The organism is Pseudomonas sp. F2, from assembly GCF_057174385.1.
Genome location: NZ_CM169904.1, coordinates 5,785,668 through 5,811,123, shown reverse-complemented (window position 1 = coordinate 5,811,123; position 25,456 = coordinate 5,785,668). Strand labels below are relative to the sequence as shown.

Annotated in this window: 31 protein-coding genes; 1 reads left to right on the top strand and 30 read right to left on the bottom strand. The window is 59.9% G+C overall.

Annotation, left to right across the window (positions count from 1 at the left end; all coding sequences use genetic code 11):
- Positions 1 to 10: 10 nt before the first annotated feature.
- The 30 genes from AC193Q_RS26120 to AC193Q_RS25975 all read right to left on the bottom strand — a co-directional run bounded on the left by AC193Q_RS26120 (position 11) and on the right by AC193Q_RS25975 (position 24,644).
- Positions 11 to 217, bottom strand: coding sequence for a tail protein X (locus AC193Q_RS26120; RefSeq protein WP_123377010.1), 207 nt, complete (start codon positions 215 to 217; stop codon positions 11 to 13).
- The gene (locus tag AC193Q_RS26115) at positions 192 to 1,037 is read right to left on the bottom strand and encodes a phage tail protein (protein WP_483878989.1); all 846 of its coding nucleotides are present in this window, start codon (positions 1,035 to 1,037) and stop codon (positions 192 to 194) included. Before AC193Q_RS26115 ends, AC193Q_RS26120 begins: the two co-directional genes overlap by 26 nt.
- Before the next feature lie 9 nt (positions 1,038 to 1,046).
- Positions 1,047 to 3,686 carry a phage tail tape measure protein gene (locus tag AC193Q_RS26110; protein WP_483878988.1) on the bottom strand — a complete coding sequence of 880 codons (2,640 nt, stop codon included), beginning with the start codon at positions 3,684 to 3,686 and terminating at the stop codon, positions 1,047 to 1,049.
- A 150-nt stretch (positions 3,687 to 3,836) separates the two neighbouring features.
- On the bottom strand, positions 3,837 to 4,436 hold the full coding sequence (locus tag AC193Q_RS26105; protein ID WP_483878987.1) for a phage tail assembly protein: 600 nt from the start codon (positions 4,434 to 4,436) through the stop codon (positions 3,837 to 3,839).
- A gap of 13 nt (positions 4,437 to 4,449) precedes the next feature.
- Positions 4,450 to 4,953 carry a phage major tail tube protein gene (locus AC193Q_RS26100; protein WP_041481031.1) on the bottom strand — a complete coding sequence of 168 codons (504 nt, stop codon included), beginning with the start codon at positions 4,951 to 4,953 and terminating at the stop codon, positions 4,450 to 4,452.
- 13 nt (positions 4,954 to 4,966) lie between these two features.
- Positions 4,967 to 6,133 carry a phage tail sheath subtilisin-like domain-containing protein gene (locus tag AC193Q_RS26095; protein ID WP_483878986.1) on the bottom strand — a complete coding sequence of 389 codons (1,167 nt, stop codon included), beginning with the start codon at positions 6,131 to 6,133 and terminating at the stop codon, positions 4,967 to 4,969.
- A gap of 103 nt (positions 6,134 to 6,236) precedes the next feature.
- Positions 6,237 to 6,452: a hypothetical protein gene (locus AC193Q_RS26090; RefSeq protein ID WP_483878985.1), complete on the bottom strand. Its 216-nt coding sequence runs from the start codon at positions 6,450 to 6,452 to the stop codon at positions 6,237 to 6,239.
- 11 nt (positions 6,453 to 6,463) lie between these two features.
- Entirely contained in the window at positions 6,464 to 8,425 is a 1,962-nt protein-coding gene (locus tag AC193Q_RS26085; protein WP_483878984.1) for a phage tail protein, read from the bottom strand.
- Positions 8,418 to 9,026 (bottom strand): phage tail protein I, encoded by a 609-nt coding sequence (locus AC193Q_RS26080; protein ID WP_483878983.1) that lies wholly within the window; start codon positions 9,024 to 9,026, stop codon positions 8,418 to 8,420. The genes AC193Q_RS26085 and AC193Q_RS26080 overlap by 8 nt, the downstream gene beginning before the upstream one ends.
- Before the next feature lies 1 nt (position 9,027).
- Positions 9,028 to 9,909, bottom strand: a complete 882-nt coding sequence (locus AC193Q_RS26075; RefSeq protein WP_483878982.1) for a baseplate assembly protein — start codon at positions 9,907 to 9,909, stop codon at positions 9,028 to 9,030.
- On the bottom strand, positions 9,906 to 10,232 hold the full coding sequence (locus tag AC193Q_RS26070; protein ID WP_483878981.1) for a GPW/gp25 family protein: 327 nt from the start codon (positions 10,230 to 10,232) through the stop codon (positions 9,906 to 9,908). The genes AC193Q_RS26075 and AC193Q_RS26070 overlap by 4 nt, the downstream gene beginning before the upstream one ends.
- Before the next feature lie 5 nt (positions 10,233 to 10,237).
- The gene (locus AC193Q_RS26065; RefSeq protein ID WP_483878980.1) at positions 10,238 to 10,486 is read right to left on the bottom strand and encodes a hypothetical protein; all 249 of its coding nucleotides are present in this window, start codon (positions 10,484 to 10,486) and stop codon (positions 10,238 to 10,240) included.
- A 54-nt stretch (positions 10,487 to 10,540) separates the two neighbouring features.
- Positions 10,541 to 11,107: a phage baseplate assembly protein V gene (locus AC193Q_RS26060; RefSeq protein WP_483878979.1), complete on the bottom strand. Its 567-nt coding sequence runs from the start codon at positions 11,105 to 11,107 to the stop codon at positions 10,541 to 10,543.
- Positions 11,104 to 11,622: a hypothetical protein gene (locus tag AC193Q_RS26055; protein ID WP_273915257.1), complete on the bottom strand. Its 519-nt coding sequence runs from the start codon at positions 11,620 to 11,622 to the stop codon at positions 11,104 to 11,106. Before AC193Q_RS26055 ends, AC193Q_RS26060 begins: the two co-directional genes overlap by 4 nt.
- Positions 11,623 to 11,626: 4 nt before the next feature.
- On the bottom strand, positions 11,627 to 12,283 hold the full coding sequence (locus AC193Q_RS26050; protein WP_483878978.1) for a hypothetical protein: 657 nt from the start codon (positions 12,281 to 12,283) through the stop codon (positions 11,627 to 11,629).
- Positions 12,280 to 12,594, bottom strand: a complete 315-nt coding sequence (locus tag AC193Q_RS26045; protein WP_127926430.1) for a head-tail joining protein — start codon at positions 12,592 to 12,594, stop codon at positions 12,280 to 12,282. Before AC193Q_RS26045 ends, AC193Q_RS26050 begins: the two co-directional genes overlap by 4 nt.
- Positions 12,594 to 12,812, bottom strand: a complete 219-nt coding sequence (locus tag AC193Q_RS26040; RefSeq protein ID WP_339454416.1) for a hypothetical protein — start codon at positions 12,810 to 12,812, stop codon at positions 12,594 to 12,596. Before AC193Q_RS26040 ends, AC193Q_RS26045 begins: the two co-directional genes overlap by 1 nt.
- Before the next feature lies 1 nt (position 12,813).
- Positions 12,814 to 13,842 (bottom strand): major capsid protein, encoded by a 1,029-nt coding sequence (locus AC193Q_RS26035; RefSeq protein WP_483878977.1) that lies wholly within the window; start codon positions 13,840 to 13,842, stop codon positions 12,814 to 12,816.
- A gap of 13 nt (positions 13,843 to 13,855) precedes the next feature.
- A complete protein-coding gene (locus tag AC193Q_RS26030) occupies positions 13,856 to 14,206 on the bottom strand; it encodes a head decoration protein (protein WP_483878976.1) in 351 nt (116 codons plus the stop codon).
- Between the two features lie 12 nt (positions 14,207 to 14,218).
- Positions 14,219 to 15,451 (bottom strand): S49 family peptidase, encoded by a 1,233-nt coding sequence (locus AC193Q_RS26025; protein WP_483878975.1) that lies wholly within the window; start codon positions 15,449 to 15,451, stop codon positions 14,219 to 14,221.
- Between the two features lie 2 nt (positions 15,452 to 15,453).
- Entirely contained in the window at positions 15,454 to 17,064 is a 1,611-nt protein-coding gene (locus tag AC193Q_RS26020; protein WP_483878974.1) for a phage portal protein, read from the bottom strand.
- Between the two features lie 2 nt (positions 17,065 to 17,066).
- Positions 17,067 to 17,282, bottom strand: a complete 216-nt coding sequence (locus AC193Q_RS26015) for a hypothetical protein (RefSeq protein ID WP_103305626.1) — start codon at positions 17,280 to 17,282, stop codon at positions 17,067 to 17,069.
- Between the two features lie 10 nt (positions 17,283 to 17,292).
- The gene (locus AC193Q_RS26010) at positions 17,293 to 19,293 is read right to left on the bottom strand and encodes a phage terminase large subunit family protein (RefSeq protein ID WP_483878973.1); all 2,001 of its coding nucleotides are present in this window, start codon (positions 19,291 to 19,293) and stop codon (positions 17,293 to 17,295) included.
- The gene (locus AC193Q_RS26005; protein ID WP_483878972.1) at positions 19,226 to 19,750 is read right to left on the bottom strand and encodes a terminase small subunit; all 525 of its coding nucleotides are present in this window, start codon (positions 19,748 to 19,750) and stop codon (positions 19,226 to 19,228) included. Before AC193Q_RS26005 ends, AC193Q_RS26010 begins: the two co-directional genes overlap by 68 nt.
- A gap of 135 nt (positions 19,751 to 19,885) precedes the next feature.
- Positions 19,886 to 20,224, bottom strand: coding sequence for a phage holin family protein (locus AC193Q_RS26000; RefSeq protein WP_122505828.1), 339 nt, complete (start codon positions 20,222 to 20,224; stop codon positions 19,886 to 19,888).
- Positions 20,225 to 20,752: 528 nt separating this feature from the next.
- The gene (locus tag AC193Q_RS25995; protein WP_122611981.1) at positions 20,753 to 21,112 is read right to left on the bottom strand and encodes a PA0613 family protein; all 360 of its coding nucleotides are present in this window, start codon (positions 21,110 to 21,112) and stop codon (positions 20,753 to 20,755) included.
- Positions 21,105 to 23,321 (bottom strand): VapE domain-containing protein, encoded by a 2,217-nt coding sequence (locus AC193Q_RS25990; protein ID WP_483878971.1) that lies wholly within the window; start codon positions 23,319 to 23,321, stop codon positions 21,105 to 21,107. Before AC193Q_RS25990 ends, AC193Q_RS25995 begins: the two co-directional genes overlap by 8 nt.
- Complete coding sequence (locus tag AC193Q_RS25985; RefSeq protein WP_483878970.1) at positions 23,311 to 23,541, bottom strand: TraR/DksA family transcriptional regulator; 231 nt, start codon at positions 23,539 to 23,541, stop codon at positions 23,311 to 23,313. Before AC193Q_RS25985 ends, AC193Q_RS25990 begins: the two co-directional genes overlap by 11 nt.
- On the bottom strand, positions 23,534 to 24,052 hold the full coding sequence (locus AC193Q_RS25980) for a phage regulatory CII family protein (RefSeq protein ID WP_083352342.1): 519 nt from the start codon (positions 24,050 to 24,052) through the stop codon (positions 23,534 to 23,536). The genes AC193Q_RS25985 and AC193Q_RS25980 overlap by 8 nt, the downstream gene beginning before the upstream one ends.
- A 331-nt stretch (positions 24,053 to 24,383) precedes the next feature.
- Positions 24,384 to 24,644 carry a hypothetical protein gene (locus tag AC193Q_RS25975; protein WP_483878969.1) on the bottom strand — a complete coding sequence of 87 codons (261 nt, stop codon included), beginning with the start codon at positions 24,642 to 24,644 and terminating at the stop codon, positions 24,384 to 24,386.
- A 79-nt stretch (positions 24,645 to 24,723) separates the two neighbouring features.
- Here AC193Q_RS25975 and AC193Q_RS25970 point away from each other — a divergent pair, with 79 nt between their 5' ends.
- Positions 24,724 to 25,455 (top strand): LexA family protein, encoded by a 732-nt coding sequence (locus AC193Q_RS25970; protein ID WP_483878968.1) that lies wholly within the window; start codon positions 24,724 to 24,726, stop codon positions 25,453 to 25,455.
- The last annotated feature ends 1 nt before the right edge of the window (position 25,456 follow it).

Here is a 25,456-nt window from a genome sequence, read left to right as displayed (position 1 = left end):
TCTCCCCGGGTCAATCCCACAAGCTGACGCCTTCATTGGTCGGACTCGGCAGATCCGGCAGGACGATAATCACGCCCGACCGGAACGGCTGAGGCTCATCGGCCAGCCCCTGATTGGCATCGAGCACGGCCTCGACGCTGCCATTCAGATGGCCGTAAACGTTGTTGCAAATGACATCGAGCATGTCGCCATCAGACGTCCTGCATGTCGTCGCCATAGCGCTCAAACTCCAAAGTGAACCCCTGTTTGCGGGGAATCCCGCCGTGCAAAAACGCAGTCTGTTCACCGTTGATCGTCTTCAGGCACCACGTCCCGATCACCTCGCCATAACCCGTGGTCAGGGTCAGCGGTTGCAGCCTGGCCCCGATGGAACGCAGCGTGTCGAGCTGCTTTAAACCGCCTTTGAAGCCCGGGTAGATCGTGCCCTTGAGCGTCAACTTTTCATCGCCCATACCGATGGCCTGCTTCGCCGGCCGACGCGTCAGCCGCTCCTGCGAAGCCCAGCGGAATTCGGTCGAACGGCTCAGCTCATCAAACGCCGCCGTGTCCAGGTTGAAGTAGTACGGCTCAATCTTCGGATCGCGCGGCTGAATGATCATTAGGTGCGGGAAAGGCTTTACCGCCTCCGGCGCCGGCGTGGCCTCACCAGCAAAGGAACTGGTGGGCACGATGTTGGCCAGCGACGGGCTGACCTTGCCGGCGACGTTGTTGATCGCCGTGGCCGCCTTGCCCGCCTGTTCCTTCAACGTACCCAGCCGATCCTGCACTTCAGCCGCCGCGCGGGTGGCGCGGCCGTACACCGCTACCACCTGACCGACCTTGGCCTGAGCCGCGTCGACGCCGCGCATAACTCGCTGAAGTTTGGCGCCGATTGCCGGACCAACAAACGGGATGTTCTCCAGCTCGGACGCGGCGCCGGTTAGTTCACGGATCGCGCCGTTGACCGGAGTCAGCATGCCGTCAGCACTGCGCCGCCCTGTTTCCGCTGCCTCGACCAAATACTTCAGGCTCGATTGCATTTGCTCCATGTAAGCCATGAGGCCTCCTTACACATGGGGTTCGTCGTACAGCTTGGCGGCATTCTGCTTCGCAGCGCCTTCCATCATTCGCTGCATGTGCGGCAGCAGATCCTGCGCCAAGGTTTGCGGGTCTTTCACGTCGCCCTGCACCGTGACCGGCATGCTCAGCGAATACTGAAACTGCTGATCCACCTTGGCCGGTACCGGTTTTTCTGGCTCCTTGGGTTGAATGGCGAGCGCCGCCGACTTGAGCGGCGCCGTCACCGCCATCGAGCGCGCGACATCCCCCAGCGCCGGTCCTTGCTGGCCCGCTGACGCCATCATGAGCGGCGTGGTCGGTACCGGCGCCTTTGCCGTTTGCTCGGGCTTTTCATCCTCACCACCGAACAGCGACTTACCCAATGACCCGCCCAGCGCCGCACCGCCCTGACTGCCGAGGTAAGCACCGATCATGCCGCCGATAGCGGTGCCGATGATCGGCACGACCGAACCGATGGCGGCGCCTGCTGCTGCACCGGCCATGGTGCCGGCCAGGTTGCCGGCGGCCGAGCCATAACCTTCGGCTTTTTCGTCCTTGGTCTTGGCGTTTTGAAAGGTTTCAAAAGCCATCGCGCCGGACTCCAGCAGCGTGCTGCCAGGAATGACCTTGGCCGCCTTGCCGACCTTACCGACGGTTCCTGCGACGACGCCGAGCTTGGACAATGCTCCACTTGGAACGGAAGGGACTGATGGCGATGGGATCGAAACAGGGGGACGTGAAACCGGAACAGGTGGACGAGGCACAGACGGGCGAGGGCCTCTCGAACTCGGCAACGACCGGCGCCGAGCGCTGCGCCTTGACCCACGTCCACGTCGGCGCGATTCGCCCGACGCATCCACACCGCCACCCATAGCGCCGGCATTGACGACGAATACCTTCTTGACGCCGTCGTTACCTGCACCACTGTCAGTACCAAGGCCGCCGCCTGTTGCCGCTTCCTTCACCCGCGAAACAACATCCAGGCCAGTAGCTACCAGATCAAGTTCTCCGGGGTTTTTATTTGGGGCTTCGCTCCCATTTCTGCCACCGCGCGACCCACGCGCAAGGTTTAGCAGCCCCTTGCTGATCTTGATCGTGCTGAAGATACCCTTTAAGGCGATCAGCCCCGCCCCGACCGTGGCGATACCGGCAACTACCCCGGGCGCGCTATCAGTCAGCGACGTAATGCCTTTAGTAACCTTGGTCAACGACTCGGCCACGGTGTCCGTCACCGGGCGCAGCGCATCACCGATGCTGCGCATGGCGTCATCCATCGACTGGGCCATTTCCGCCCATTTCTGCGATGACGACTCGCGCCGCTCGGCGAGGTTCTTGTCGAGGATCCCGGTCGCGTCACGCGAATCGTTTTTGAGCTGGCTGTACAGCGCCTTGTTTTGCATGTAGGCCGACAGTGCGGCCTTGACCTGCATGTCGGCGAACAGGTCGCCGGTGCGCAGGGATTCTTCCAGCGAGGCCATCATGGCCTTGGCCTTCTCCGGGTCGGCTTCCTTGCTGATTCTTGAAGTCGCTTCGGCCATGGCCGCCGCACGCTTCGGATCGGTCGCCTGAATGTATTTCTGAGCCAGCGCCATACTGGTTTCGAGCGTCGACATGCCGTTCTGCAAACCGGTCTGCATTGACCCCTTGTAATCAATACCTGCTTTTTCGTAGGCCTTGACCGTGTCGGTCGAGCCGATTTTGCCCATCCAGTTTTTTAGGTTGTTGGCCGCTTCGTCCGAACTGCCGGCCTGCTTCATCTGGACCTGCAACATGGCACCCAGTTGCGTCACCGCATCCAAGCCGGTGATGCCGTTGCTGGCCATGTTGGCCAACAGTTCCGGGAACCACTTGGCCATATCGGCCGCTTCAAAGCTGCCCGCTTGACCTTGGTAGGCGATCGCCTCCAGCGCCTGCTGCATTTGCTTGGGGTCCGTGATCTTGGCGTTCTGCCCGAGTGCGTTGATCATCTTCGCCGTGTCGACGCCGCTGGATCCCTGCCCCACGACAAACTTGGCCGCGACGGGTGCATATTCCAGCGCCTTGCTCAGGTCCATACCGGCACCGACCAACTGATTGACCACGTCGGCCACATCGTTGCGCGCCATGCCGGTGTCGCGTGAGGTGTCGATGATCTTGCGCGACATCTCCTGCTCTTGCGGCTTGTTGGCAATGCCGGCCTTGATCGCGATGTCTCGCACAATGGCGCCAAAATCAGCGCTGACCTTGGCCGGTACCGCCATGGCACCGACACCTACAACCGCAGCACCGACAGCGCCCTTCATGCCCTTTACGCCAGAATCGATCTGCTGATGCCCCTTGGCTTTCAGCTCGGCTTTGTTGGCCGTCTGCCCCATCGAGCGATAGGCTTTTTCCAGCCGGCCAACCTCGATCCCCTGCTTTTTCAGGCTGTCGAGGTTCGAGTTCAAGCGGTTGAGTAATTTGGACGCGCCGGCAGCGCCGGTGTCGTGAGCCTTTTTCCATTCTTCACGCAGGCGGATGGTGTCGCCAATCGTGCGCTGCAGCACCCGCGCTTTGTTGCCTTCTGCCTCGAGGCGCTTGATGCGCCCGGTCACGTCCTTGAACGCGGCCCCGACCGTGGAACTGACGGCACCGCCGATCACCAGCCCGAGGGCGAGTTTGTTTGCCATGTCATGGCCCTCATGTGCCCAACACTACCGGTGGCGGCTCAATCCGTGAGCCACCACACCATATCCGCGAACGGCATCGACTGGATCTCGGCGGCGGAAAATCCGGTTTCCGCCGCCAGACGTTTCGCCGCCGACTTGATCACGCTGGGGTTAAAGCCCGTCGTCGTTGTCCATGCGAAAATAGCCGGCCTGCAAGCGGTTAAAATCCACCAGCTTCAGCCCCTCCAGATCCGCGACAGGCGCACCGGACAACGCAGCAAACAACACCAGCTCGCGCTGCTCGTCATCGCCACCCACTTCACGGTTGGCCGCCCGCACGTCGCCCACGGTCGGCGAACGCAAGGCCAGCTTGTCGACGGTCACGCCGTTGATTTCACTCGGACACGACAGCGTTACCAGCACCTGATCGGTGGTCAGCGACAACCACGCCGGCATCGAGTCCGAATAATCGGTTTTCGGTACCAGGTGCGAATACGCCGTTTGCACGCGGCGATAATCCGTCAGCTTGAGGCCTTCCAGATCCTTCAGTCCGACTTCGGCGAGACCGGCGAACAGCATCAGTTCGCGCTGTTCATCATCGCCGTTGGCAGCACGATCAGCCGCGCGCACTTCACGCACTGTCGGGTTGCGCAGGTTCAACGTCTCGACGTCGATGCTATTGGCTTGGCTTGGGCGGGTCAGCGTTACGACGGCACCGACTGCACTGAGCGACAGCCAGGCCGGAAGGTTTTTAGCGAATGCTTGAGTCATCTGAATCTATTCCTTACAGGCCGAGCGCCTGGCGCACTTCGAGGAGTTGGTCTTTGCCGTCGATCACCTGAATGCCGGCGACCATATCGATCTCGTACATCAAGCGCCCGTCGATTTCGAGCTTGTAGTACGTGACCGAAACGGCGTGTTTGATCTCGGCCGCATCACCGGCTTTCCAGTCACCGAGATCGACCTCTTTGAGGCGACCGCGCAGGGTGGCAACGACTGCTGTCACAGCGCCCTTTTGGCCCTTGAAGGCACCTCGGAACGTGGCGTTGAACGCCGTGCCGTCGGCTAGGCCGAAGTACTTCAGCGACTCGCGGCGCACGCCCTTGGTGACAAACGAGGCTTCCATTTTTTCAAGCCCCTGATCCATATCGATGGGGCCAGCCATGCCGCCGCCACGATATTCGTCGGTCTTGGTGGTCAGCTTGGGCAGCGTCAGGCTCGGCACGTCGCCGGAGAAGTTCACGCCGTCGACGAACAGGTTGGTGTTGTACAAAGTTTGAGGAATCATTGGTTACGCCCCCTTAGGCTGCTTCAAGCACTTCGGTCATCCACTGATCGGTGACTTCGAAAAGGAAATTCGGGTTCTCTGCCGGCGGCACGTCGGTGAAACGGATGCGCCAATACACCTTGCCCTGGGCGATCTGGCTGGCCGTGTTCAGTTCGGTGTCGGGGAACACTTCAAAGTTGATGATTGCGCCCTGGGCTTTCAGGTCGCGCATGAATGCATCCAGACCGTTGGTGACATCGGTCACGTAGGTCTTGGTGATCGAGCGGTCAACCGCCCACTTGTGCCCGGCCTGCACCGCGTCCATGAGGATGAACAGCGTGCGAACGCGGGTAACGAACGCCCACTTCGGATCGCTCGACAGCGTGCGGTTACCCCACAGGCGATAACCGTCGTCGCGAATGATCGTGGTGATATTGGCGTTGTTGAGCAGGTTGGCCCGGCAGGTTTCGTCGCCGTCCAGGTACTCGACCGCGCGGCCGGTACCGGTGATGCCGGTCAACTCCTTGTTCGACGGCGACGCCCAGAAACCGTATTCAGCATCCGTCCAGGCAAACAGCCCTGCCGCCCAAGCCGAACCGGGCGCGTCGACGGTCTTGCTGGTGATGGTGTCCCAATACTTGACGCCCGGGTCGACCATGAACAGGTTGCGACTGCCGAAGTTCTCGGCGTAGGCAATAGCGGCCTCGTCGGTCGTACCCGGGCCGTCGATGATGCCAATAGCGCGCAGCTTCTGCGCCACGCTGTCGAGCGCCGTGGCCACCGCCTGAGTCGCGGTGTGGCCCGGAGCGATCAGCAATCGCGGCTGGGCGTTGAACAGGCTCTTGCCGTCGAGCAGCGCCTGTAAGCCAGTACGCTGCCCCGACTCCAGCACGCCGCCGATGATCGCCGAGGTTTGCAGCGCAGGGTCTTCCAGCTTGGCCACGCCGATGGCGACGATCACCGCTTTGGCCTTGACGTAGATGGCCTGACAGGCCTTGGTGATCGCCGAGTCGGGGCCGAAAGCTGCGATGGCTTCGCGCTCAGTGGTGATCAACTTCAGCTCGCCGGCCTTGGCAGTACCGCCGCCGAGGACGCCCGGGGTAAACGTGTCACACAGACCGATAATCGACGACGACGGCAGTGAGATGGTGCGCGCGCCAGTGTCGACCGACGTGGTCGTGACGCCGTGGAAAAAACTCATAAGGCTCGTTCTCCAGAAACGAAAAAGCCCCGCATAAGCGAGGCTGTGAGGGTGTGCGTGTTACGCGTAACGGAAAAGAAAACGCCCCGTCAGTGCGGGGCGTCTACTGCGGCTCTACGGACTCAATCGGCGGCGCAAAATCTTGACGCATGCCCTTAAGCGACTCCTGCCCCAACGGGATTTGCGCGTCGTGATAGGCCAAAAATCGCGGATCATCCCATTCAATTTCTCCTTGATTGGGGTACAACTCGGCGTCCTGAGAGCAACCAAAAACCGCGACCACCTTTTGCAGACTTTCATCTTCAAATTGCACAAACATCCGATCACCTCTTAAAAATCGTAAGACGAGGCGGTTGCCATGAACGTAGGCGTCCCGCCAATCGTCGAAGTTGCATAGCGAATCGTTTGCGGTGTCCTGATATGCAAGCGATCAAAAGGCACTGTCTGCTGCCCTCCCGCCGGAACGGAGCCGTTATTTGTTTTTTGCCCGACGCTCGCGTCAGACGCAAAAAGACTCAATGATACGGATGCCGCAGTGCCTGACGTTACCGTTGAAGAACCACCGATCATCCGGGCGTTTTTCGGCAACCCTGCCACCACGGCAGTAATGGCGCCCGTCTGCACTGTTGTATTAAGAATTGAAATACTGGGGCAGTCGACGTGACGATCATATTGCTCGCAAACGGCAAAAATACCCGTGGTTTGCGTGGGCAAAATGGACACCAGCGCCGAAGCCGTAAACCCAGCCGGCATATAAAGACCTGCGTAAAGATTGGGCAAAACCGCTGTTACTGCGTTGACCGCCAACAGCCCGCTCACTCCCGAAGCCGGGTTATAAATCGCGTACAGCCCGACATAACCATTTGCCGGGGCCGCGCCGGTATCCATCCCGCCCAGACCCACAGCGGCCAGATTGATCGGCTTATTGAAGTTGTTAAGCCGGTAGGAGCCGGCAGCGTCCTCGACAATCAGTTCATCTGCCGTAAAGTTAGCCGTCGCAGACGCAGCGGTCACAAGCAGCGACGCGTTTCTCGCAGTGCCCGCCACCGGACCATTACTGCGCAGCTTTTGCACCTCCAGCAGCAGTGCCGCAACGTCGATGTTCCCCTGATTGATCGGCGCGTTCCAGGCCTTAATGCACCACATCACCGCCAAGTTACGCGGTCTTGAGCGCATAAAATCGACGCCCACAAAGGCAGATCCGGGGGCCTGAACGCCGTCCATACTGAGCGGATTCGCAGCAGTTGGCGTTGAATTAACCGTGACTGATTCGACAACCGCCGTCGAATCGTATTCAAGCCCCAGCACCCTTACATGCTTGGGGTCATTCAGGTTCGGGATCGGCAGGTTAACGCCATCACCGTCACCGTAAGTCGCCGTACCCACCTGCCAGCTACCTATTGCTCGACCACCATCCACGCCGCGCCCATGATCCCAGCCGCGCAGGAACTCGCCTCGTGATTCCGGCAAGCGGAAATTGCCGGCACCCTCGTCACCCTTGTTGAAGGCCGTACCGAGGAACGCCGCCAGATCGGGATAGACCGCAATACTCTTGACGCTGCCGTCCAGCTCCAGAAAGCCGGGCGCCACTTTGTCCAACGGAAACGCTACCGTGGCACCCACTGGCAAGGCCGAGGCCTGGGCAATCATTGCCTCGATCTCGGCCTTGGTATAGCTGTCCTTGATGCCCATCTTGGCCAGCGTGTCTGGGTTGTCGCCTGAGACCACAATCCCGCGATCGTTGACCTTGACCCGCGTATATTCGCCGGGGGTTTTGTTCTTCGGCAGCACTTCCAGAATCGCCGCGTCAACGTAGGCCCGCGAGGCCAGCACAATCGCTGGGTCAATCTTGAGCTGAATGTTGCCGGTGCTGGTGACAATGAAGTTCATCCGCACGATCTGCGTGCGACCCGAGCCTTGCGACAGTAGCGGCTTGAAGCTCGGCGCACAGTTGGCCACCGCCACCAGATCGCCGTCCGCATCGTAGAGGCCGATTTCGCGAATCCACTTACCGCCCTCATCGGCTGGAATGATCTGCTCGGCGATGATCACCGCCGGGTTGACCGGGTCGATCTTCAGTTGGTTGAGCGGCTTGCGTCGCCACTCGTTGATCAGCTTGGTTTGACCGGCCGACGGCACCGGGTTGGGCGGATCTGCCAGCCCGTTCGGATTGGCATCACCCACGCCCATTTGCGTGATCAGCCAGGGAATGCCAAGCGCGTCGGCGTTCGCCTGCTTGGCCATCCCCACGTTCGTGAGGATCGCGAAAAACTGCGAATTCGCATCAATCATAATAAACGTCCAGGGTGTCTATGGTGTGTTCGCGACCGACCACGCCAAAGCTGCCAGTGACCTCAATGTCACGCATGACGGGCGGGTAAACGTCGATTTCGTCGCCTTCGTAGAGGGACACGGCGATATTCAAATCGCCTTGAGTTTCCAGGCTGATCGCCAGCCCGGTCAGTTGCCGGGTGACGGGCTTGGCATCGTCAATCAGGCGCTCAAGCTCCTGATACATTTCTTCGGTGATGCCGGTATCCAGCACTCCGACCTTCAGCGCGAAGGTGCCCGGTACGCCCTCGGGCACGGTCTGGAACCACTCGACGATCTCGATCAGATAGCCCAGCGGCTCGACCACGCGACGCAGCGCGCCGATGGTCCCCTTGTGTTTATGGATGTAGTACGACGCCTTGATGGCCGCGCGCTTGGTCGCCTCAGACCATCGGTAGTCCCAGCGATCGACCGACCACGCCCACGCCAGATGCGGCAGCAGATGCACCGGACAGGTGTCGGGGTTGTAGAGATCGCGCAATGGGACAATCGTCTTTTCGAAAAACGCGGCCTCCATGGCCCGTTCCAGTTGCGTGCTGTTGAGCGGCAGTAGACTTTTCATATCAGCCCGCCAGCCTCACGCTGTAGCCCGTACAGAACGCCGCTTGCGCCTTGGTCGGGGCCAAGTCTTGCCAACCGACCAACTCAACCCGGGCAACACCGGCAACGTGCAGCTGGGCGTCAACAGCGGAGCGAGCGACCTCGACGCCCAGCCGCTTGCGTGGATTGATCCAGGCTGCCAATCGGCTTTTCGCTTCGGCCAAACTGGCATCTGCTTCCGGGCCAGCGCCGGCCATGTGCAGGATGGCGTCAATCTCGTAGCGGATCACCTGCGCGCTCTGCACGGTCACACGATCACCGACCGGACGAACGTCATCGTCATTCAGCGCAGCGGCCACCGTCGCCAGCAGCTCCGGCGGCGCTTCACCCTCCCCATCAAACCCCAGCACCGTTACCGTAACGTAGCAAGGCGCCGGACTTTCGGCCGTGGCGTCTGCCACCAGCCCAGAAGCGTTACGCGCATGCAGGATGTAGCTGTTGCGCGGGCCGGCCGTAGTCAGCCCTTCATAGGCCAACTGGATGCGTTCGCGAAACGGATCGTCGTCTTCCATGACCTTGGGCACCGGCGGCACCGCCAGCAGATCCTCGGCCTGAATGACCAGGCGCTTCAGATTGACGTTGGCCCCCAAGTGATCGAGGTCGCCGCGAATGGCGTGCGCCAGTAATAGCGCCTTGCCGGCGTCATTGACTCGGGCGCGGTTGCCGACCTTGTTGTATGCCCCGACCTCAAGCACTTTTACTACCGGATCGCTTTCCAGCGCGGCCGTCCAGTTACCGCCCATGTACCCGCGAAACACACTCAGCCCGTCCTGATAAACCTCCTCGAAGTCCAGAGGCTCCAGCACGGTCGGCGCTGGCAGCGACGACAGATCTACGGTACTCATGCAGCCACCTCCAACGTGACGCTGTCGCCCAGGTACGTCCCGACGATTTGCAAATTGATTTGCCCGTCAATGACGGAAATGACGCGCACCTGATCCAACTTCAAACGCGGCTCCCAGCGTCCCAGAGCGCGGGCGACCTCAGCCTGTACGGCGCTTTTCCAGCCTTCGTTGATGGGCAAATCAATAAACCGCCGTAGCTTGCTGCCGTATTCCATACGGTGCCGACGACTGCCCAGCGGCGTGCTCAAGATGTCGGCAATGGATTGGCGCAGGTGCTCGATGCCGGATATGGGTAGGCCGGTGTGGCGATCCATTCCGATCATCGATGTCACTCCTTGAACGGCTCGTATTCTTCGCTGGCTTTCAGGAACTTGACCGCTTCGATGTCGGATACCGGCACCACCACCGTCGCCTTCTCCACCGGATAGGAACGGTCAGTACCGGGCACGATCAACAGTCGCGACGTGTAGAGCTTGTCGCGGAATTTCAAGGACTCAGGCGATGAGAACGTTGAGGATGACAATGCCGGTTCCGAGGACGTTTGCGCATCGGTTGAGGTCGTATCGATCTTGGCCATGTGATTCTCCAGGCATGAAAAAGCCCGCACTGGGCGGGCTGTGGTGAGTTGAAATTAATGCGTGTGGTGGTTGCTGTTGCCGATGGTATCAATGATTGCGCCGGCGCTAGTGATGCCCTTGGTAACGTGTAGCGCGCCGTCGATCATTACCGCCGCTTTCAAATTGATGTTGCCGGTGGTCACGTTCACCGCGCTATCGGTCACGACCGCTTCCGTGCTGGCCACTTTGATGGTGACCGTGCCGCTGGGCAGGGTGATGCTGTAGCTCTTGGCCTGCCAGTCGTAGATCAGCGAGCCGCCATCATCAAAACGCCAGACCTCGACGTGGTCGCGATTATCTGGCGGCGGTCCGGCATTGCCATACAAGCCCGGGACAAACGTGCCTTGTGACACGTCACCACTGGGACTGATCAAACTGCCCTGCTCGCCCAAAGACGGCGCCCGCCAGTGCCTGGCCTTGCCGGCGGCGATGCTGTGCCACCGCACCCAGGCGCTGACCCATTCACTGCCATCCGACACGCGACATACCGGCGGCGAAGCAGACAGATCCACCGCGACCACGTAGCAAGCCTTTACCGCCCCCGCGATCATGCGGTCATGCTGGGCGCTTGCGTAACTCACGGAAGATCCTCGGGCCTGAATGGTCCGTCACCCGGCTCAACGTCAAACACCAACGTCCCCGGTGGCTGATCCGGCCAAGGCCAGCAGGTTTCACCGAGGTAGATCTGCTGTGTCCATTCCACGACCCAGACCGTGTAGCCGTCCAGTTCGGGTTTGGTCCAGTCCTGCATGGCCTGAACGAACTCGGCTGGCTCGACCTCTACGCCCCAAGACTGCGCCCGTAGTAGAACGGCCAACTGACCCGCCAAGAACACTGCTTGCTGATGATGGTCGGGCTGGATCGGATCGGTGATCACCCGCGCCTCAAACTTGCAGGCCAAGCAGGTTTCTCCCGTCCCCGGATCAACGCCCGGCTCCATTTCTGCCAGTTCCACCAGCACCGCCGGCAAGGCGATGCGATCATCAATGTTGGGCCAGACCGCGACCGTCTGAACGCCCGGCAAATGATCATGAAGATGTCGTTCGATGGCTCGATACAGTTGCTCAAGACTGAATGGTTCGTCGACTGAATCCATCACGTCATTTCCCCTTCAAGTACTTCTGCACTTCAAAATTGAGTTCCTGCTGCAGGACATGCACGAGGTGTTCGTCTGCTTTACGCACCCAGTTATCGAAGTGCGGTCGGGCTTGCTCCAGCGACACCTTGGCCTTGGCCAGCGGGAAGCGGTTGTCATGTTCGGCAATCCAGCCCGAACTCGCGCCGCCTGCTGCACTGACATCGCTATCTGGGTAATCCGAAGATTTGAAATGCTTGCTGCCGACGCGGATCCAGACATCAGCGCTGCTCCCATAGACTCGCTTGTGGAACGCGCCCTGGAAGCGTCGCCCCGCGACTGACACGCCGGATCGGGTTTGCCGTGCCCGACCTATGCGGCTGGCTTCCATGGCGTTGAGGCCGAACCACAATTTGCCGCTGTTCGCGCCGCCGCTGACCGGGTAGGCCCGCAGACGTTGTCGAACTGCGGCGACCGCAATGCGTTCCTGCCGGCCGACGGCGCGAGCGATGTGGGTGGCAAGCCAGCGCAAAGTTTTGTTGATCGCGCGACGCTGGGCATTGGATGCTGCCTTCGGCACCAGGGCGGCAAAGTCCTGAAAGGCTTTCAAGTCTGCCGCCGAGGTTTGCAGCGAGATCATCCCGCCACTGGCTGAGGGTTTGAAATAGCTGCCGACGCTCATGCTTTAGCCCTCAAAAGCAATGCCACCCAGCCTGAACCATCTGGCTCCAGCTTGACCAGATCGTACTGGCCTCCCCCGTCCTGCTTTGCCAGATCTACAACGACCAGTTGCCCCGGCTCAACACCCGCCGCATCGACGACGCGAATCTCAAATTGCGGCTCGCGCAATGCGGTGTTGATCCGCCCCATGCGCGGCTGCAGCCATGGCGCGGAAAAGAAACCGGCGATCTCTCGACCGCCGACCGTTGCCATGTCGCCCAAGCCATCCAACACCAGGGCGTCCATGTCGTCGCTCAATTCGCGAAAACCCATCACTCACCGCCGCTGTCGTCGTCCTCATTGGCAACGCCCGATTTCTGGCGCAGCAGTTCTTGGGCTCGGGGGTCCTTGAGCGGAGCGATACGCCCTTCGGCGAGTAACGCTTCCTCAACCCCTTTACTTGGCGGACTGTAAGGCTCGCCCTTCACAACAACGACGCGGCCATCCTGCACGCAACCGTCGATCACCAGAAAATCGGCTTTCTTGGCCATGTCACACCACCTTGGCGTAAATGAACGCATCCGGTTCGAGCAGGCCAGCCAATGCCGCACTCTGCAGCTTCAGCCAACGAGCGCTCGGCTCTTGGGTCACCCAGCTCTTCGGGAAGCGCGCCGCTTCGACCAAGCCGCTTTCCACGGCTTCCAGATCTTGAATCGCCCCGTACAGCATGGCGTTGCGCGTGGACGTCGAGCCGAGAATCAAGCCACCTGCCGGAATCATTGGCTGCTCGTCATCCTCGTCGTCCAGATACCACTCGTCGTAACCATAGAGATCGACACCGGGATCGTTCAGGTAACCCAGATAGGTCACACCGTCCGGGAGTTCTTCGGGCTTGATCAAGCCCATGTCAACGCGGCGAGTGTTGAGTTGGTTCATCACTGCAGCACTGGATTGAAAGGCGTCCAGCGCTTCGCCGCTCATGGCTACGGTGTTTGCCGTGCGGCCGGAGTCCTTGGCGATCTTGCGCTTCCAGCTACGAAGATTGGCAATCGGGTCACCGTCTTCGGTGCCCCACTGACCGCTGCCCAGGCTGATCTTGTGATCGCTGGCCATCAGGAAGTCGATGGTGTCATCCACCCCTTCTCCCACGACGCGAACCTTTCCGGTGGTGAGTGCCTGGGCGCACATCCACTCTTCCCGGCGGATGATTTCGTCGTCCAGATCGCGCAGGTCCTTACCGAGCAATTGCCCGGCACGCTCCAGCGGTGTGCGTGAGGAAAACGGGTTATCACCGGCCGAACGTTTGAGCACCAGCTCGGCGGTGGTCTCACGTTTTGGCTGAATGTACGGCGGGCTGTAAGTGCTGGTGGTATAGCCTTCACGCAACGACACACTGCCCGGCAGGCGCGGATTAACAAACGGCGCCATTTTGCGTTTGCCCTTGATGATGTCGATGTCCACGGTTTTGGTCGGGAACGTGACAGGACTGCCGCCGTTGAAAAAGGTGTTCAGCAAAAAGCGCCGCGCGGTTGGCATCTGCTCAACCGCTTCAAGCATGGTGCGGGTATCAAAAATATCCATCAAAGACTCCGAATTAACGAACGAAAAGGCACAGGGAACGCAGCGCAGCTTTTGCCTGCGCCAAAGTAAAACCCTCGCCGAGTGTGAGTTGACTGGCCAGCACTTCACCGGTCAGGCGGATTGGCGCTACCTGCGCGCCTGAGGTCGTATCAGTGAACTGATCCAGTACAGCCACAGGAGCTTCGGAGCCATCGGTTGCTGCGGCCTTGCTCAGCACATATTCGCCACTGGCCGTTACTTGCCCAAGGACGGCGCCTCGACTGAGCTTCTGGCCGGAAGCGATCACGGCGGTGTCGATCATCACCGGGAAGGCACCGGCGGACAGCTGGTCCGGGACATAGGTTTGGCGTTCTGGGTTGCTCATGATGTTCTCCAATCAGCGGCGCGAGGCGCCCTCGACAATGGCGTTTACGACGGCCTTGCGCTCACCCTGAGCGGCATCGCCCGTCGGAGTGGACGTCGATGCACCAGTGGCATCGGCCTTGATGGCGTTCAGAGAAATGCCGCGATCCTGCGCTGCCTTGAACAGCTGTAGCGCTGTGGCTTCAACCGTTGTGCCTGCTTCAATGGCAGCGGAGATTTCAGTTTCGAAACCCTTGCTGGCCATTGCATTGATGCCGGTAATGCGTTGCCGCTCTGCAGTAGCGCCTTCCTCGCGACTTTGGGTGCGGATGCTTTCGAGATCCGGCTGATTGGCCTGAGCGATTTCGATGGTTTGCGGATCCGTGCCGGCGGCCAGCGCCTCACGCAACTCCGCCGTGCTGCTGACGGTGGTCATGTTGTATTTCCTCGGTTGAGTGGCGGCCGGTTTGGCCAGTTCGGTAATCAATGTTTCAAGCGACCCCAGACGGTGAGCCAAGCCGGACTCGACAGCCGCAACGCCCACGCGCAGGCCTCCGAAGTCGCCCATCTCTGGGACACGCTCCGGCTCCACGCCCAGGTTGCGGGCCACCTTGGCTACGAACACATCGCCCATGGCATCGACTGTTTCGCCGACCTTGGCCCGCCCCTCTTCTGTAGAGAGATCCACGCGCTTGTTCGGGGCATTGCGGCTGACGATCTGATAGCGCTTACGGCCGTTGCCTTCCTCGCCGCCGACCACGGCTTCGACGACCACACCGATACTTCCGGCGAGCGCCGTTTCGTCGATGACGATTTCGCTGGCAGCTGACGCAATCCAATAGGCCGCGCTTGCACCAGTGCCGCCGATGTAGGCAACGATGCGTTTACGGTCACGGGCCGCATGGATCTGGTCAGCCAGTTCGTTGATGCCGGCGGCAACGCCGCCTGGGCTATCGATGTTGAGGATGATCGCGCTGATCTTGGGATCATCGAGCGCGGCCTGCAGGTCGGTGGCCAGCACCTGAGTGCTGGTCGCACCGCTGATCTCGGTGAAAAGGTTGGCATAGCGAAACACCGGACCGACTACCGGGATGATCGCCACACCATTGCGTACGCTGACAGTGCGGCTGTTATCCAGTCGCATGCCAGTGCGTGTTTCCAGCGCCGCCGGATCGCCCATGCGGTCTGCAATGGTCAGCAAGTTATCCAGGGCGCCGGGCAGCATCAGCCACGGCTGCGATGCAGCCAGCTCGAATGCGCGGGGCATGGTTATTCCTCGTTGGGGTTGGCGGACGGCGGTGTTTCCTGCTCCCGCCCTTTGGGTAAAACGTGCAGGCCATCGTTGCGCCGCTGGGTGACTTCGCGCACGCGCTGCCGATACACCTGCTGCCACGGCTCGCCGGTCATTGCGGCGGTTTCCAGTGTTTCGTTGCTGACACCAATCTCGATGCGCTTACCGGCAGCGTTGGCTTCTTTCAGCTCATCAATGGCGCCACGTGCCGGGCCGATCCAGATCGCCTGGCAGTAGGCTTTGCGTTTCGCCGGATCCGCGTAACCCGGCAGGCTGATCAATCCACGGGCCACCGCCTCATCGATCAGCAATTCCCGGCTGGGCTGGCAAAAGTCACAGATCAACCACCAGCGGCGCAGGCTGTAAAAACGCCACGCCTGCAACATCGCCGCACGGGCTGCGCTATAGCTGCTGCTGTAGTGGAGCAACAGCTCTTCCATCGGTTGCTCTAAAGCAGCGCCGATTTCCTTGACCACTGCCGTAAAGAACGGATCGAATTGCGCATTAGGCCGCGCAGGATTGGCGATTACCGGTTCCTCACCTTGGCCCAGGTCAACAATCGCCCCCTCGCCCAGAGCCAGTTCGCCGTCAGCCGTTGTGTCGCCTGCAGGACCGTCGCCTTCGTTGGCTAATGCGGTCAGCGGGAGATTCCCGACTTGAAAGTCGTTGGTCTTTTTGATGAACACCGTGAACATTGCGGAGATCACCGCCGCCATCAGTTCGGCGCTGCTATAGCGCTCCAGCTTCTGCAACGGTTCCAGTACCGGTGCCAGGTAAGGCGCTCCGCGCTTTTGTCCCGGACGCTCCTTGTCGGCCATGACGTGCATGACGCGGCGCCGGCCCGTGGCCTCGCCAAAGGCTGGCAGACGCTCCCATTTAAGCGCCTGGCCGGCGGTGTATTCGTTGGGGTATCCGGTACAGACGTGATACGCCAGCGGCGCCCCCAGCCGGTCGAACTCGACACCGTCCACGAGGTTTGCGCCGTCAAGTTGCCCGGCTGGATTGCAGACCCGGTCAGATTCGATCAACTGCAAGCGCGTGCTGAAGATGCAGCCGGGGCGCTCATCGTCAGGACTGGCAATCAGCACGTCACCACCCACCATGGACGAGATCAATACCAGAGCTTGTAACTGGTAGTGGTTGAGTGTCGCTTCGGCATCGCATTCGCGTGGATCGTCGGCATACAGCGACCACAAACGATCGAGCTGATTGTTGATTTTCTCAGCCTGCGTCTCGTCGAGACCTAATGCGTCATGATCGATCTGTGACCGGCAAACCAGCCCGGTTCCTACAACATTGGTGCGCAAGCGCGTGATCGCCGCACGGGCTATCAAGTGATTGCGCATGGCGTCTCGCGAACGAGCAACCAGCATTCGACGCTCGTTTTGGTCGAGATCTCGACGCGGACTGCCAAGACCGGGAATCCAGCTGGCCATGCTGCGCAGTACGCGCGAAGCCCCGCGCCACCGCGTCTCAACACCACCCCCGCCCCCCTGAGCTACGATAGGCTTGGACTCGCTTGCCGACTTGGCGAGTTTGAGGGCCTCGCGCATCAGCAGCTCGGCCGGATCTTTTCGAAAAAATCCCATAGTCAGATCTTCATGTAGGAGACGCGGTTGCGGCCACGTCCCTGTTGTTGAGCCTGTTCCAACGCGACCTCTCTGGCGTACTGCTGCTCCAGAAGACGCAAGCTGTTCAGCTCGGCGCGATAAAGTTCGCGATCCGCACGGCGCAGGCGCTGGCCTTTTTTCAGGACGTCAGAGATCGCCGCCCGGACTTCCGCGAGGCGCTGTTGTGCGTCTGTCATGTGTATTTCCTTAATAGCCCGCGCGACTGCGGGTGCCCCGCCCACGAGCGGCAGCTCGGCGCGGTACCGGTGCGACCGGTTGTTCGGTACTGAACAGGGTTGGCTGCAGCAACTGCTGCTCCAACTGGTCCCATTCGTGATCGCGTAACAGGTGAGTTTTCAGGCTGCGAGCGGCGTGCAAGGCATACACCTCGCAATCCAGCGCTTCGTTGCGACGGCCGGCTTTCTTTTGCCAAACCATTTTGCTGGGGTTACGCGGGTGCGGTGCCAGGACTTCGTTGGTGAGTTGCTCGTAGTAGTCCGAGCGGATCTCGCTGTACCAATGCATGCGCCCCGGTCCAGCACCTTTTAGGCGCAGCCGCCCATCAATGAGCGTCTTCGCTTTGTGCGTACCGACGATGTGGACTCGCAGACCGTATTTCGCAGCCTTGGTGTTGTCCTGTGAGGTATCCACCGACTGCGGAGGCTTGGTAAAGATCTCCTTGTCGCGACTGTCGATAGAGGCGCCTTTGATCGCCATAACGTTGTAGCGTTGACGATCCCGCACGTAGGCATACACCGCGTCACTGGTATTGCCGTCAGAGCTGTCGATGCTGACCGCCGATACCGCCAGTTGCGCACCGCTCTCGACCGGTATGGGTTGAGAAATAACCCGATCCAGCTCTTGCCAAACGGCGTCATGGGGATCGATGGGGTTGCCGTGAAGCTCACCCCAGTACAAGCGCCACGACTCTTCGCCTCGTCCCCAACCGATGATTGTGAGAGCGAGGCGGTCGCCTTGGACGTCGACGCCCACGGTGACCAAGAGCACACCTTTGGGCGCAGTCAGCTCCGCGTAAGGCTCCGCTCGCTTTTCCAGCTCATCGGTCTTCGGTGCATCGCTCTGGTATTCGTAGCTTTCACCCTTGGAACTGTTGACGAAGGCGATCATCGGACCGATGTTGCCTTGTGAAGCCGCGTGTTCGGCTTGGAGTTTTTTCTCCATCAGCACCTGAAAACGCGATCCCCAGAACGTCGCATACAGCTCGTTGAGGATGTAACCGGCGATACCTCGAAACTCTGCTGTAGCCGACCAGCGACCGTGCTTGAGGTTGGCGTTCTTCTGGTTGTCATCCCAGATACCGCCGCAGTGCGGGCAGGAGTAGAACGTTTTCTCCGGCCGCTTTTTGCCGTACACCTCATGCAGGTATTCCGGATCCTCGTCGCAGTGCAGGTTGTCGAAGCTCAACGCGTGTTCTTGGCCGCATTCGTGACACGGCACCAGGCCGACGCGCTTGTCCGACAGTTCCAGCTCCGCATCAATGGCGGACAAGCCCTTGATGGTCGGTGTACCGCCGATGATGATCTTCGAACGGCGAAACGTTTTCAGACGTTCCTTGGCCAGCTTGATACTGTCGCCCTGACCTCGCAGGTTGAGGTTGCAGTCGTCCGGCTCCTCAATGGCAACTCGCGGCACCGGCGTGGACTTCACGCTGGCCGGGCTGTTGGAACCCACCATTTTCAGGAAGCCACCAGGGAAGCGCTTGAAGTCCTGTCGCTGCTGTAGCTTGCGGCTTCGCAGGTCGACTTTCTTGCGCAGGCGCGGCGTGGCTTCGATCATCGGCTCGAGCTTTTCACCAACGTACTGCTTGGCCGCTTCGGCCTTGGGAAACAGCACCAGAATGGGTGACGGATCAATGTCGATCCACTTGCCCAGGGCGTTACCCAGAACACCCGACGTCCATGCCACCTGCGCCGACTTGCGTCCGACGATCTCACTGACAGCGGGATCATCCAGCGCTTCCAATGGACCGCCGGGCCAGATCAGGTGAGGCGTAACGTCAAAGCGATATTTGCCGGGGCGCGCTGCCTCTTCTGGTGCGAGCCAGCGGTACTTGTCCGCCCACTCGATAATGCTCATGCGAGGCGGCGGCGCCCACTTGCGGCAAGCGCCGCGCAGCGCTTTAGTCGCCGTCTTCCTCAAGGCCCTCCGTATCGTCCGGTTCGTCAGAATATCCATCTGACGCGGCATCATCCTTGTCATAGTCAGAAAGCCTCCTCAGGATGGCTTCAATGGGGTCGCGAATCAGTTGCTCGTCGACTTCCACGTCGTATCGCGCCGAAAGTTCGGCGGCCAGCACGTCAGGGAAAGAGTTGAGCAGCTCCACTTTTGCAGCGGTGATCATTGCTTCGAAGCGCTCGATCAGATCGGCAGCAATGACCACCTCGCCAAGATCCTTGGCCATCGCGAGTTCTTCGCGGTCGGCGCGGATCCGGTCTAGTCGGTCGCGGGAAGATTCTTTTTTGCCGTTGAGTGCGGCCTGGTGCATCAGCCACTGGATCACGGCTTCAGTGTCGTATTGGTTTTCGTTGCCCCGACCGAGGCCGAACTCGGTCACAGGCATGCCGTCGTTCTGCCATCGGGTCAGGGTGCGTTCATCGCGACCGACGATCTCGCTCAAGTCGGCCTTGCTGACTGTCCTTCCCATATCTAACCCTTTGAAAAGACGGACATCCCTGTGAAATTCTCAGCTGCAGAGATCCCGCGAGTTCCGTAACCCGTGTAGGGGGCGGCCCTCGGGGAGGACCCGGAAAAACCGGTACCCCCGCTCCGCCCCCGCCTCTTAGGTGCGGTCGGTCGATGCCGATTCGGAAAGGCCAAGCCGCTTGGCAGCCCAGCGTTCGTACAACCCGATAGCAACATCGGCGCCGGCCATTGCTGTAAGGCAACCTAAGGCACCCGCCGTCCAGATCGTCATGCCGGCGGCAATCATCAACATCATCGCCGTCACCCCGCAGACAATGCAGGCCCCCGACCGAAGCGCGAGCCTGCGCAACAACGCCCAGCCCCGCGCCCCGTCCTTGTCCGCCCGCCACATCTCCCCCGATACGCCGCCGACCAGAGCCAGGACGATCACTAACCAGATCGGCATTTCTGCCAGTGCTTGTTGCTCGCTTGTCATCGCCTACCCCATGAACGCAAAAACCCGGCGCAATGGCCGGGTTTGGTGGTGTGGTGCCTGCCGCTCTCTGCGGTCGCACCTATCGAAGATGACTACTTTTTACAGGTCGATTCCGGTGGCAGCAACCCTGTTTTAATGCCACCCGGTGAATAAGTGGGTAACGCAGGATGAACGCCTAGCGAATGTCGGCGAATACACCACCACGGCATTCTGTTGTTTCTATGGTGTCCCATACGTCCCACTTCTCAGAATCGAAGTGGGACGCCTGAGAGCGCCTGAATTCGGGGCTTCGCCCCACTGTCCTACCTTTCTTTCTTCTTTCTCGTGTAAAGGAAGAATTTTAAAGAACACGCGTTCGCGCGTAAGCGCGTAGTGCTCGCCCGCTACGCTCACACGGGCGGGAGTCACTACTAGGCGGGACGGTGGGACAGCCCAACAACGACAAGGCCCGCGCTTGTCCCACTGCATCAAAACGCAGCAAGACAAGACGGGCCAGTGGGACAACCACAACCGAAGCGATGCCTGGGGTCACGCAGCCTTCCCCATCAGCACCCAGTAGATCTGCAGATGCGCATCATGCAAACGTTGGTAGTACGTATCTCGCCCACAACCGCAGTGGGCATACCGCAGTCGCATATCCACATCGAGCGTGCAGTAATGCTCACGCACCACCGTCACCAGCTCTGGCGCGAGGTGCTTGGTCACGATCAGTTCGATGTCCAGCGAACTCTCCAGCGGCGCACGAAAGGCGCGACGCCCCCTGATCAGTTGCCCGTTGCTCTCCATCATCATGGCAACCATATTTCCCCCAGCCAGCCCCCCTTTTGAATGTTCCGAATGAAGCTCCTGCGCCCACAACCGAAGCAGCGAATCGATTTCCTTAATCAAAGCAAGGCTCCTCAATCGGTTCACGCTGCAAAGCCGACGCACCGCCCCACCCTGCCGGCTTCTTGTATGCCCAAGGCCGCTGGCCGCTCTTAGCCAACGCCGGCAACCGCACACGTCGCCAACCCAACCGATGCATGATCGCGCCGACGCGCATCTGCTCAGGCTTGCCCCAATGCCCAAAGTCCAACTTCAATGCGTTGGTAAGCACGTCACTCCCGGTGGTGGTCTCGCCGATCTGCGACTCCTCGAGCCAGGTCAGAATCGGCCCTTCCCATTCATCCACCACAAAGCGCTCGTCCTGCTCTTCGCCGAACATTGCCGCCTCATCCAACGTCACCCACCAGAGGTCGCCCGCGTCGTAACAGAACACCGCTTCGGCCCACAGTTGATCGCGCATCGAGCGCAACAACTCCAGATCCACCTTGGTACACGCGACCGGCCAGTAACGCCGGTTGCCGGTGGCGTCCTTCAGGTACTCGTCTTGGTTGGTCGTACCCACGAAAACACACTGGCGTGGCACGTCCATCGTTCTGCGGCCGTAGCTCTCGCGGTAAGTGTCGGTGGACGCCGAAAAGAACTGCTTGGCCTTCGTACTCTCAGCCTTGTTGAAGCTGTCCAGCTCGCCCAGCTCGACAATCCACTTGCCTCGGATTGCCTGAAACCCGTCCTTGTCGCCCAGCGCAAACGGCGTGTCCATGAACCACTCGCCGCCGAGAATGCTCATCGCGGTCGACTTACCAGCGCCCTGCGCACCTTCCAGAATCATCACCGAGTCAGCCTTGCAACCGGGCTTCATCACCCGCGCCACCGCCGATAACATCCAGCGCTTGCCGACCTTTGCCGAATAATCTGTCGCCTTCACGCCCATGACGTCGGTAAGCCAACTTTCAAGCCGAGGCACCTGATCCCACTGCAGCTTGCGCAGGTACTGGCGCACTGGATGAAACGCATGGTCATGCGCAACCACACTCACCGCCTCGATCACATGCGAGGCTTTGACCCGCAAGTTGTACTGTTGCGCGAGCCACTTCATCACGCGCACATCATCAATGTCCGCCCAATCACCCGTGCCGCCGCCATAAGGCGCCGCACGCAGCTTGACGATCTTCGAACTGAACGCGCTGTAGCTGATCACACCGGCCCAACGCTCATCGTTGGCCAGGATCAATTCGACGTTCTGCATGTGCGCAATCAGCGCGCCGCTTTCGCTGCGTGCCAGCAGATCCTTCCAACCACCAGCGGCCGGGGGTTTGACCACCGCCAACACCTGACGGCGCACCGCTTCCAAACCTTCTGCGACATGCAGATCGTTGAAGTCGGTCCACTTGGCTTCACGCTCACCGGAAAAGATCGGCGCGACCACCTGGCCACCGACGATCAGCGCCGCGTTGTTTGCTTTTTCCTCACCAGGGTTCCACGCATCGCCATTCGGCTTGGTGGTCTTCCAGTCATCGTCCCGGCAGATGATCAGCGGGCAACCGGCGAAACGCTCGCGCATGGCCTTGCAAACCACCAACAAGTTGCCCGCGTCAAACGCAACCGCCACGGTCAGAGACGTGGCCATATGCAGACTTGCGCCGGTTGCGTAACCCTCACACACCAGCACCGGCTCGCCCGGATCCGGGTGCGGCCCGATCAGATGGAAAGCGCCCTCCTTCGACATGCCGTAAGGCCAATAGGACTTGTCCCGGCCGGTATCCTCTTGCTTGGTTGGGAACACCACCTGCAGGCCAACAATCTCGTCCCGGACATTGCTCATTGGCACCAAGAAAGCGCCGGTGCGCGGCGCATACCGAACGCCGAAGCCGACAATCTGCTTGCGATCCAGATAGTCGCTACGCCCCTTCTCCGGCATGCGCTTGAACATACCCGCCGCCCGCTTGGCCGCACGACGTGCCGCGTTGGCTGAAATCTCAGCCGCCCGCCGTTTGGCCTCTTCCTGCCGAGCGCGCATAACTTCGCGCTCTTCAGGCGACATTCGGCCAGCCTTGACCTTGATCTTCTGAGACTCGCCCGAACGCCAGTCACCGAACGCACCGAAGATCAGCGTCTCGCCTTTCTCAGTGCGCTGCTCGTGAACGACATACCAACCGTTCTTTTCCTTGCCCTTGTCTTGCATCGTTTTGCAGCGGGTCAGCTTGCCGAAAACCAATGGCTGCGCAGGCTCAAGACCGTAATCCGCGAATTGCCCTAGCACCTCATCGAGCATGGCGTGCTCCTTTCAATTCCGCGAGGGAAAGGCAGTCGACGCATTGGGTACAGCCGGGCTGCGCCAAACGTCGCGCTTCCGGAATTGGACCATCACAGCTTTCACAGAACAGAAACGAATGCGCCGCCAGAGCGGGCTTGGCAGCGAGGAGACGTGCAGCGAGTGCCTGATCGATACTCTCTTGCACCAGGTCATTAGCGAAGTCGACGATATCAACCACGATCAGTACCCCGCGTCGTCTGATTGACGTAGGTAGCGCGGTTGAATAATCCCAACAGCCCTTGAATCCCACGGAACACCTGCAGGCGAATCGCGGCCAGTTCCTCATCGGAAACAACCCCGTCGCCAATGCTCTTGGCCCAGGTATCCGCCAGATCCGCAACCTGCCGGAAGTATTCAGCAATACCGGTGGTCAATGTCTCAGGCATGTCGTTGGTGTATGCCTCAGCCAGCTCCTGCCAAGTCGTGTCACCGACCAACGCATGCACTGCATCCAGAATGCGGCGATCCTTGGTCAGCTCCAGAATCTCGCCAAACTCTTGAATGTTCACCGTGTGGCTGGGGTGGGTTGGGGACAGTTTGTGCTGCAGCGTGGTCGCATTTCGGCCGGTGGTGGCGGCGATGGCTGCGGCGCCGCCGGGGTAGTCCCGAGCGGCATGGTAAAGCGCGAGATCGAGCGGCAAAACTTCCCGCTGCGCCCGCTCAACAGAACTCAGAGCGATACGGCTCATGGCATTAATCCTTGTAAGTTGCCAGTGCCGCGCGACATGCAGTGGTGATACATTTGCCGCGTGGCTTGAAAGGGCCCAAACGCCGGCTAGATCTTAGGGATCGATACCGGCACCGTGCCGGGGCGAGCAATCCGTTGCTCACCCCTGGCGCAACAGCTGCCAAATCTGTGGTGGAAGAGGCAGCAACACCAAGGCTTCCGAGCCTTGGAAAAGCGCGATAAAGAGCGGTGGTTGCATGTGGTGTGCCCGCCTTTCTATATCGCGACCCGACAGCGCTGTGGTGGTGCGTGCCGGGAGGAACCAGGCGGCCTTTAGGTCGCCTTTTTTCTTATCACGCAGCTGCTTTTTGCGGAGCCGAAGCGTTCAATAGCCAAGCAGCTTGGAATCCGTTGCCTTTCTGCTTCGCAGCCGTCGCCAATAGCTCGGCGTATTTGGTTTCACCTGTGTAATCAGTTCGCGGCAGGCATGCAGCCTGACGCCATTTGTTCAGTGCTTGGTAGCTTCTATTGCATACCTTCGCAGCGGCCCCGATGCCGCCTACGGCTTCAAACGCAAACGCAATCGCGCTCGGAAAATCTGCGGGGTCCAACATGACAACCTCCATTTATCAACTTGCGGTTGATGTTATAGCTCAACTGACTATTGCGCAACCTTTATGAGACTCTCAACTCATGGTTGATAAAAATTCTCTCCGCGCAGCATTCAGCGAGCGCCTACACGAAGCACTCAACGATGCTGGCGTCCGCGCCCGTGGTCGTGGAGTGGATATTCATCGTCAGTTGAAAAGCGTGGGCGTTGATAAAACAACCCAGGCCATCAGCAAATGGCTGAATGGCGAAGCGATGGCTGAGGCAGATAGCATGTCTGCCCTCTGCTCATGGCTTGGTGTCAGGCGGGAATGGCTTGAGTACGGGGTTCTGCCTAAGGAGCAGACTGGCCATAGCAACGTTCGCGCTCTAGCTCCTAGTGACTTGAGTAATGTTAGTGAGATCAATCAGCGCTTTGGCAAGGTTCCATTGATCTCTTGGGTTCAGGCGGGGGCTTGGTGTGAGGCGATCTCAAACATTGAGAACTATGACAGTGATTCTTGGTTGTCGTGCCCGGTTCCGATCAGCACACATGGCTACGCATTGAAAGTATTGGGTGATTCAATGACTAATCCAGGACCTGGGCGCAGCTATCCAACGGGATGTATTATTTTTGTTGACCCTGAAGCAGAAACAAAAACAGGTGACAGAGTCATCGCAAGAGTTCCCAGAACTAATGAGGCCACATTCAAAGTTCTAGTAGAAGATGCGGGACGACAATTTTTAAAGCCTATCAACCCGCAGTATCCAATAATTGAAATCACAGAGGAGACGCATATTTGCGGAAAAGTTGTCGGCTCCTTTATTCCCGAGTAAA

Excerpts from the sequence above, each read along its gene's own strand:
- AC193Q_RS26120 (WP_123377010.1), bottom strand. The coding sequence starts at position 217 with ATGGCGACGACATGCAGGACGTCTGATGGCGACATGCTCGATGTCATT.
- AC193Q_RS26115 (WP_483878989.1), bottom strand. The coding sequence starts at position 1,037 with ATGGCTTACATGGAGCAAATGCAATCGAGCCTGAAGTATTTGGTCGAG.
- AC193Q_RS26110 (WP_483878988.1), bottom strand. The coding sequence starts at position 3,686 with ATGGCAAACAAACTCGCCCTCGGGCTGGTGATCGGCGGTGCCGTCAGT.
- AC193Q_RS26105 (WP_483878987.1), bottom strand. The coding sequence starts at position 4,436 with ATGACTCAAGCATTCGCTAAAAACCTTCCGGCCTGGCTGTCGCTCAGT.
- AC193Q_RS26100 (WP_041481031.1), bottom strand. The coding sequence starts at position 4,953 with ATGATTCCTCAAACTTTGTACAACACCAACCTGTTCGTCGACGGCGTG.
- AC193Q_RS26095 (WP_483878986.1), bottom strand. The coding sequence starts at position 6,133 with ATGAGTTTTTTCCACGGCGTCACGACCACGTCGGTCGACACTGGCGCG.
- AC193Q_RS26090 (WP_483878985.1), bottom strand. The coding sequence starts at position 6,452 with ATGTTTGTGCAATTTGAAGATGAAAGTCTGCAAAAGGTGGTCGCGGTT.
- AC193Q_RS26085 (WP_483878984.1), bottom strand. The coding sequence starts at position 8,425 with ATGATTGATGCGAATTCGCAGTTTTTCGCGATCCTCACGAACGTGGGG.
- AC193Q_RS26080 (WP_483878983.1), bottom strand. The coding sequence starts at position 9,026 with ATGAAAAGTCTACTGCCGCTCAACAGCACGCAACTGGAACGGGCCATG.
- AC193Q_RS26075 (WP_483878982.1), bottom strand. The coding sequence starts at position 9,909 with ATGAGTACCGTAGATCTGTCGTCGCTGCCAGCGCCGACCGTGCTGGAG.
- AC193Q_RS26070 (WP_483878981.1), bottom strand. The coding sequence starts at position 10,232 with ATGATCGGAATGGATCGCCACACCGGCCTACCCATATCCGGCATCGAG.
- AC193Q_RS26065 (WP_483878980.1), bottom strand. The coding sequence starts at position 10,486 with ATGGCCAAGATCGATACGACCTCAACCGATGCGCAAACGTCCTCGGAA.
- AC193Q_RS26055 (WP_273915257.1), bottom strand. The coding sequence starts at position 11,622 with ATGGATTCAGTCGACGAACCATTCAGTCTTGAGCAACTGTATCGAGCC.
- AC193Q_RS26050 (WP_483878978.1), bottom strand. The coding sequence starts at position 12,283 with ATGAGCGTCGGCAGCTATTTCAAACCCTCAGCCAGTGGCGGGATGATC.
- AC193Q_RS26045 (WP_127926430.1), bottom strand. The coding sequence starts at position 12,594 with ATGGGTTTTCGCGAATTGAGCGACGACATGGACGCCCTGGTGTTGGAT.
- AC193Q_RS26040 (WP_339454416.1), bottom strand. The coding sequence starts at position 12,812 with ATGGCCAAGAAAGCCGATTTTCTGGTGATCGACGGTTGCGTGCAGGAT.
- AC193Q_RS26035 (WP_483878977.1), bottom strand. The coding sequence starts at position 13,842 with ATGGATATTTTTGATACCCGCACCATGCTTGAAGCGGTTGAGCAGATG.
- AC193Q_RS26030 (WP_483878976.1), bottom strand. The coding sequence starts at position 14,206 with ATGAGCAACCCAGAACGCCAAACCTATGTCCCGGACCAGCTGTCCGCC.
- AC193Q_RS26025 (WP_483878975.1), bottom strand. The coding sequence starts at position 15,451 with ATGCCCCGCGCATTCGAGCTGGCTGCATCGCAGCCGTGGCTGATGCTG.
- AC193Q_RS26020 (WP_483878974.1), bottom strand. The coding sequence starts at position 17,064 with ATGGGATTTTTTCGAAAAGATCCGGCCGAGCTGCTGATGCGCGAGGCC.
- AC193Q_RS26015 (WP_103305626.1), bottom strand. The coding sequence starts at position 17,282 with ATGACAGACGCACAACAGCGCCTCGCGGAAGTCCGGGCGGCGATCTCT.
- AC193Q_RS26010 (WP_483878973.1), bottom strand. The coding sequence starts at position 19,293 with ATGCCGCGTCAGATGGATATTCTGACGAACCGGACGATACGGAGGGCC.
- AC193Q_RS26005 (WP_483878972.1), bottom strand. The coding sequence starts at position 19,750 with ATGGGAAGGACAGTCAGCAAGGCCGACTTGAGCGAGATCGTCGGTCGC.
- AC193Q_RS26000 (WP_122505828.1), bottom strand. The coding sequence starts at position 20,224 with ATGACAAGCGAGCAACAAGCACTGGCAGAAATGCCGATCTGGTTAGTG.
- AC193Q_RS25990 (WP_483878971.1), bottom strand. The coding sequence starts at position 23,321 with ATGCTCGATGAGGTGCTAGGGCAATTCGCGGATTACGGTCTTGAGCCT.
- AC193Q_RS25980 (WP_083352342.1), bottom strand. The coding sequence starts at position 24,052 with ATGAGCCGTATCGCTCTGAGTTCTGTTGAGCGGGCGCAGCGGGAAGTT.
- AC193Q_RS25975 (WP_483878969.1), bottom strand. The coding sequence starts at position 24,644 with ATGTTGGACCCCGCAGATTTTCCGAGCGCGATTGCGTTTGCGTTTGAA.
- AC193Q_RS25970 (WP_483878968.1), top strand. The coding sequence starts at position 24,724 with ATGGTTGATAAAAATTCTCTCCGCGCAGCATTCAGCGAGCGCCTACAC.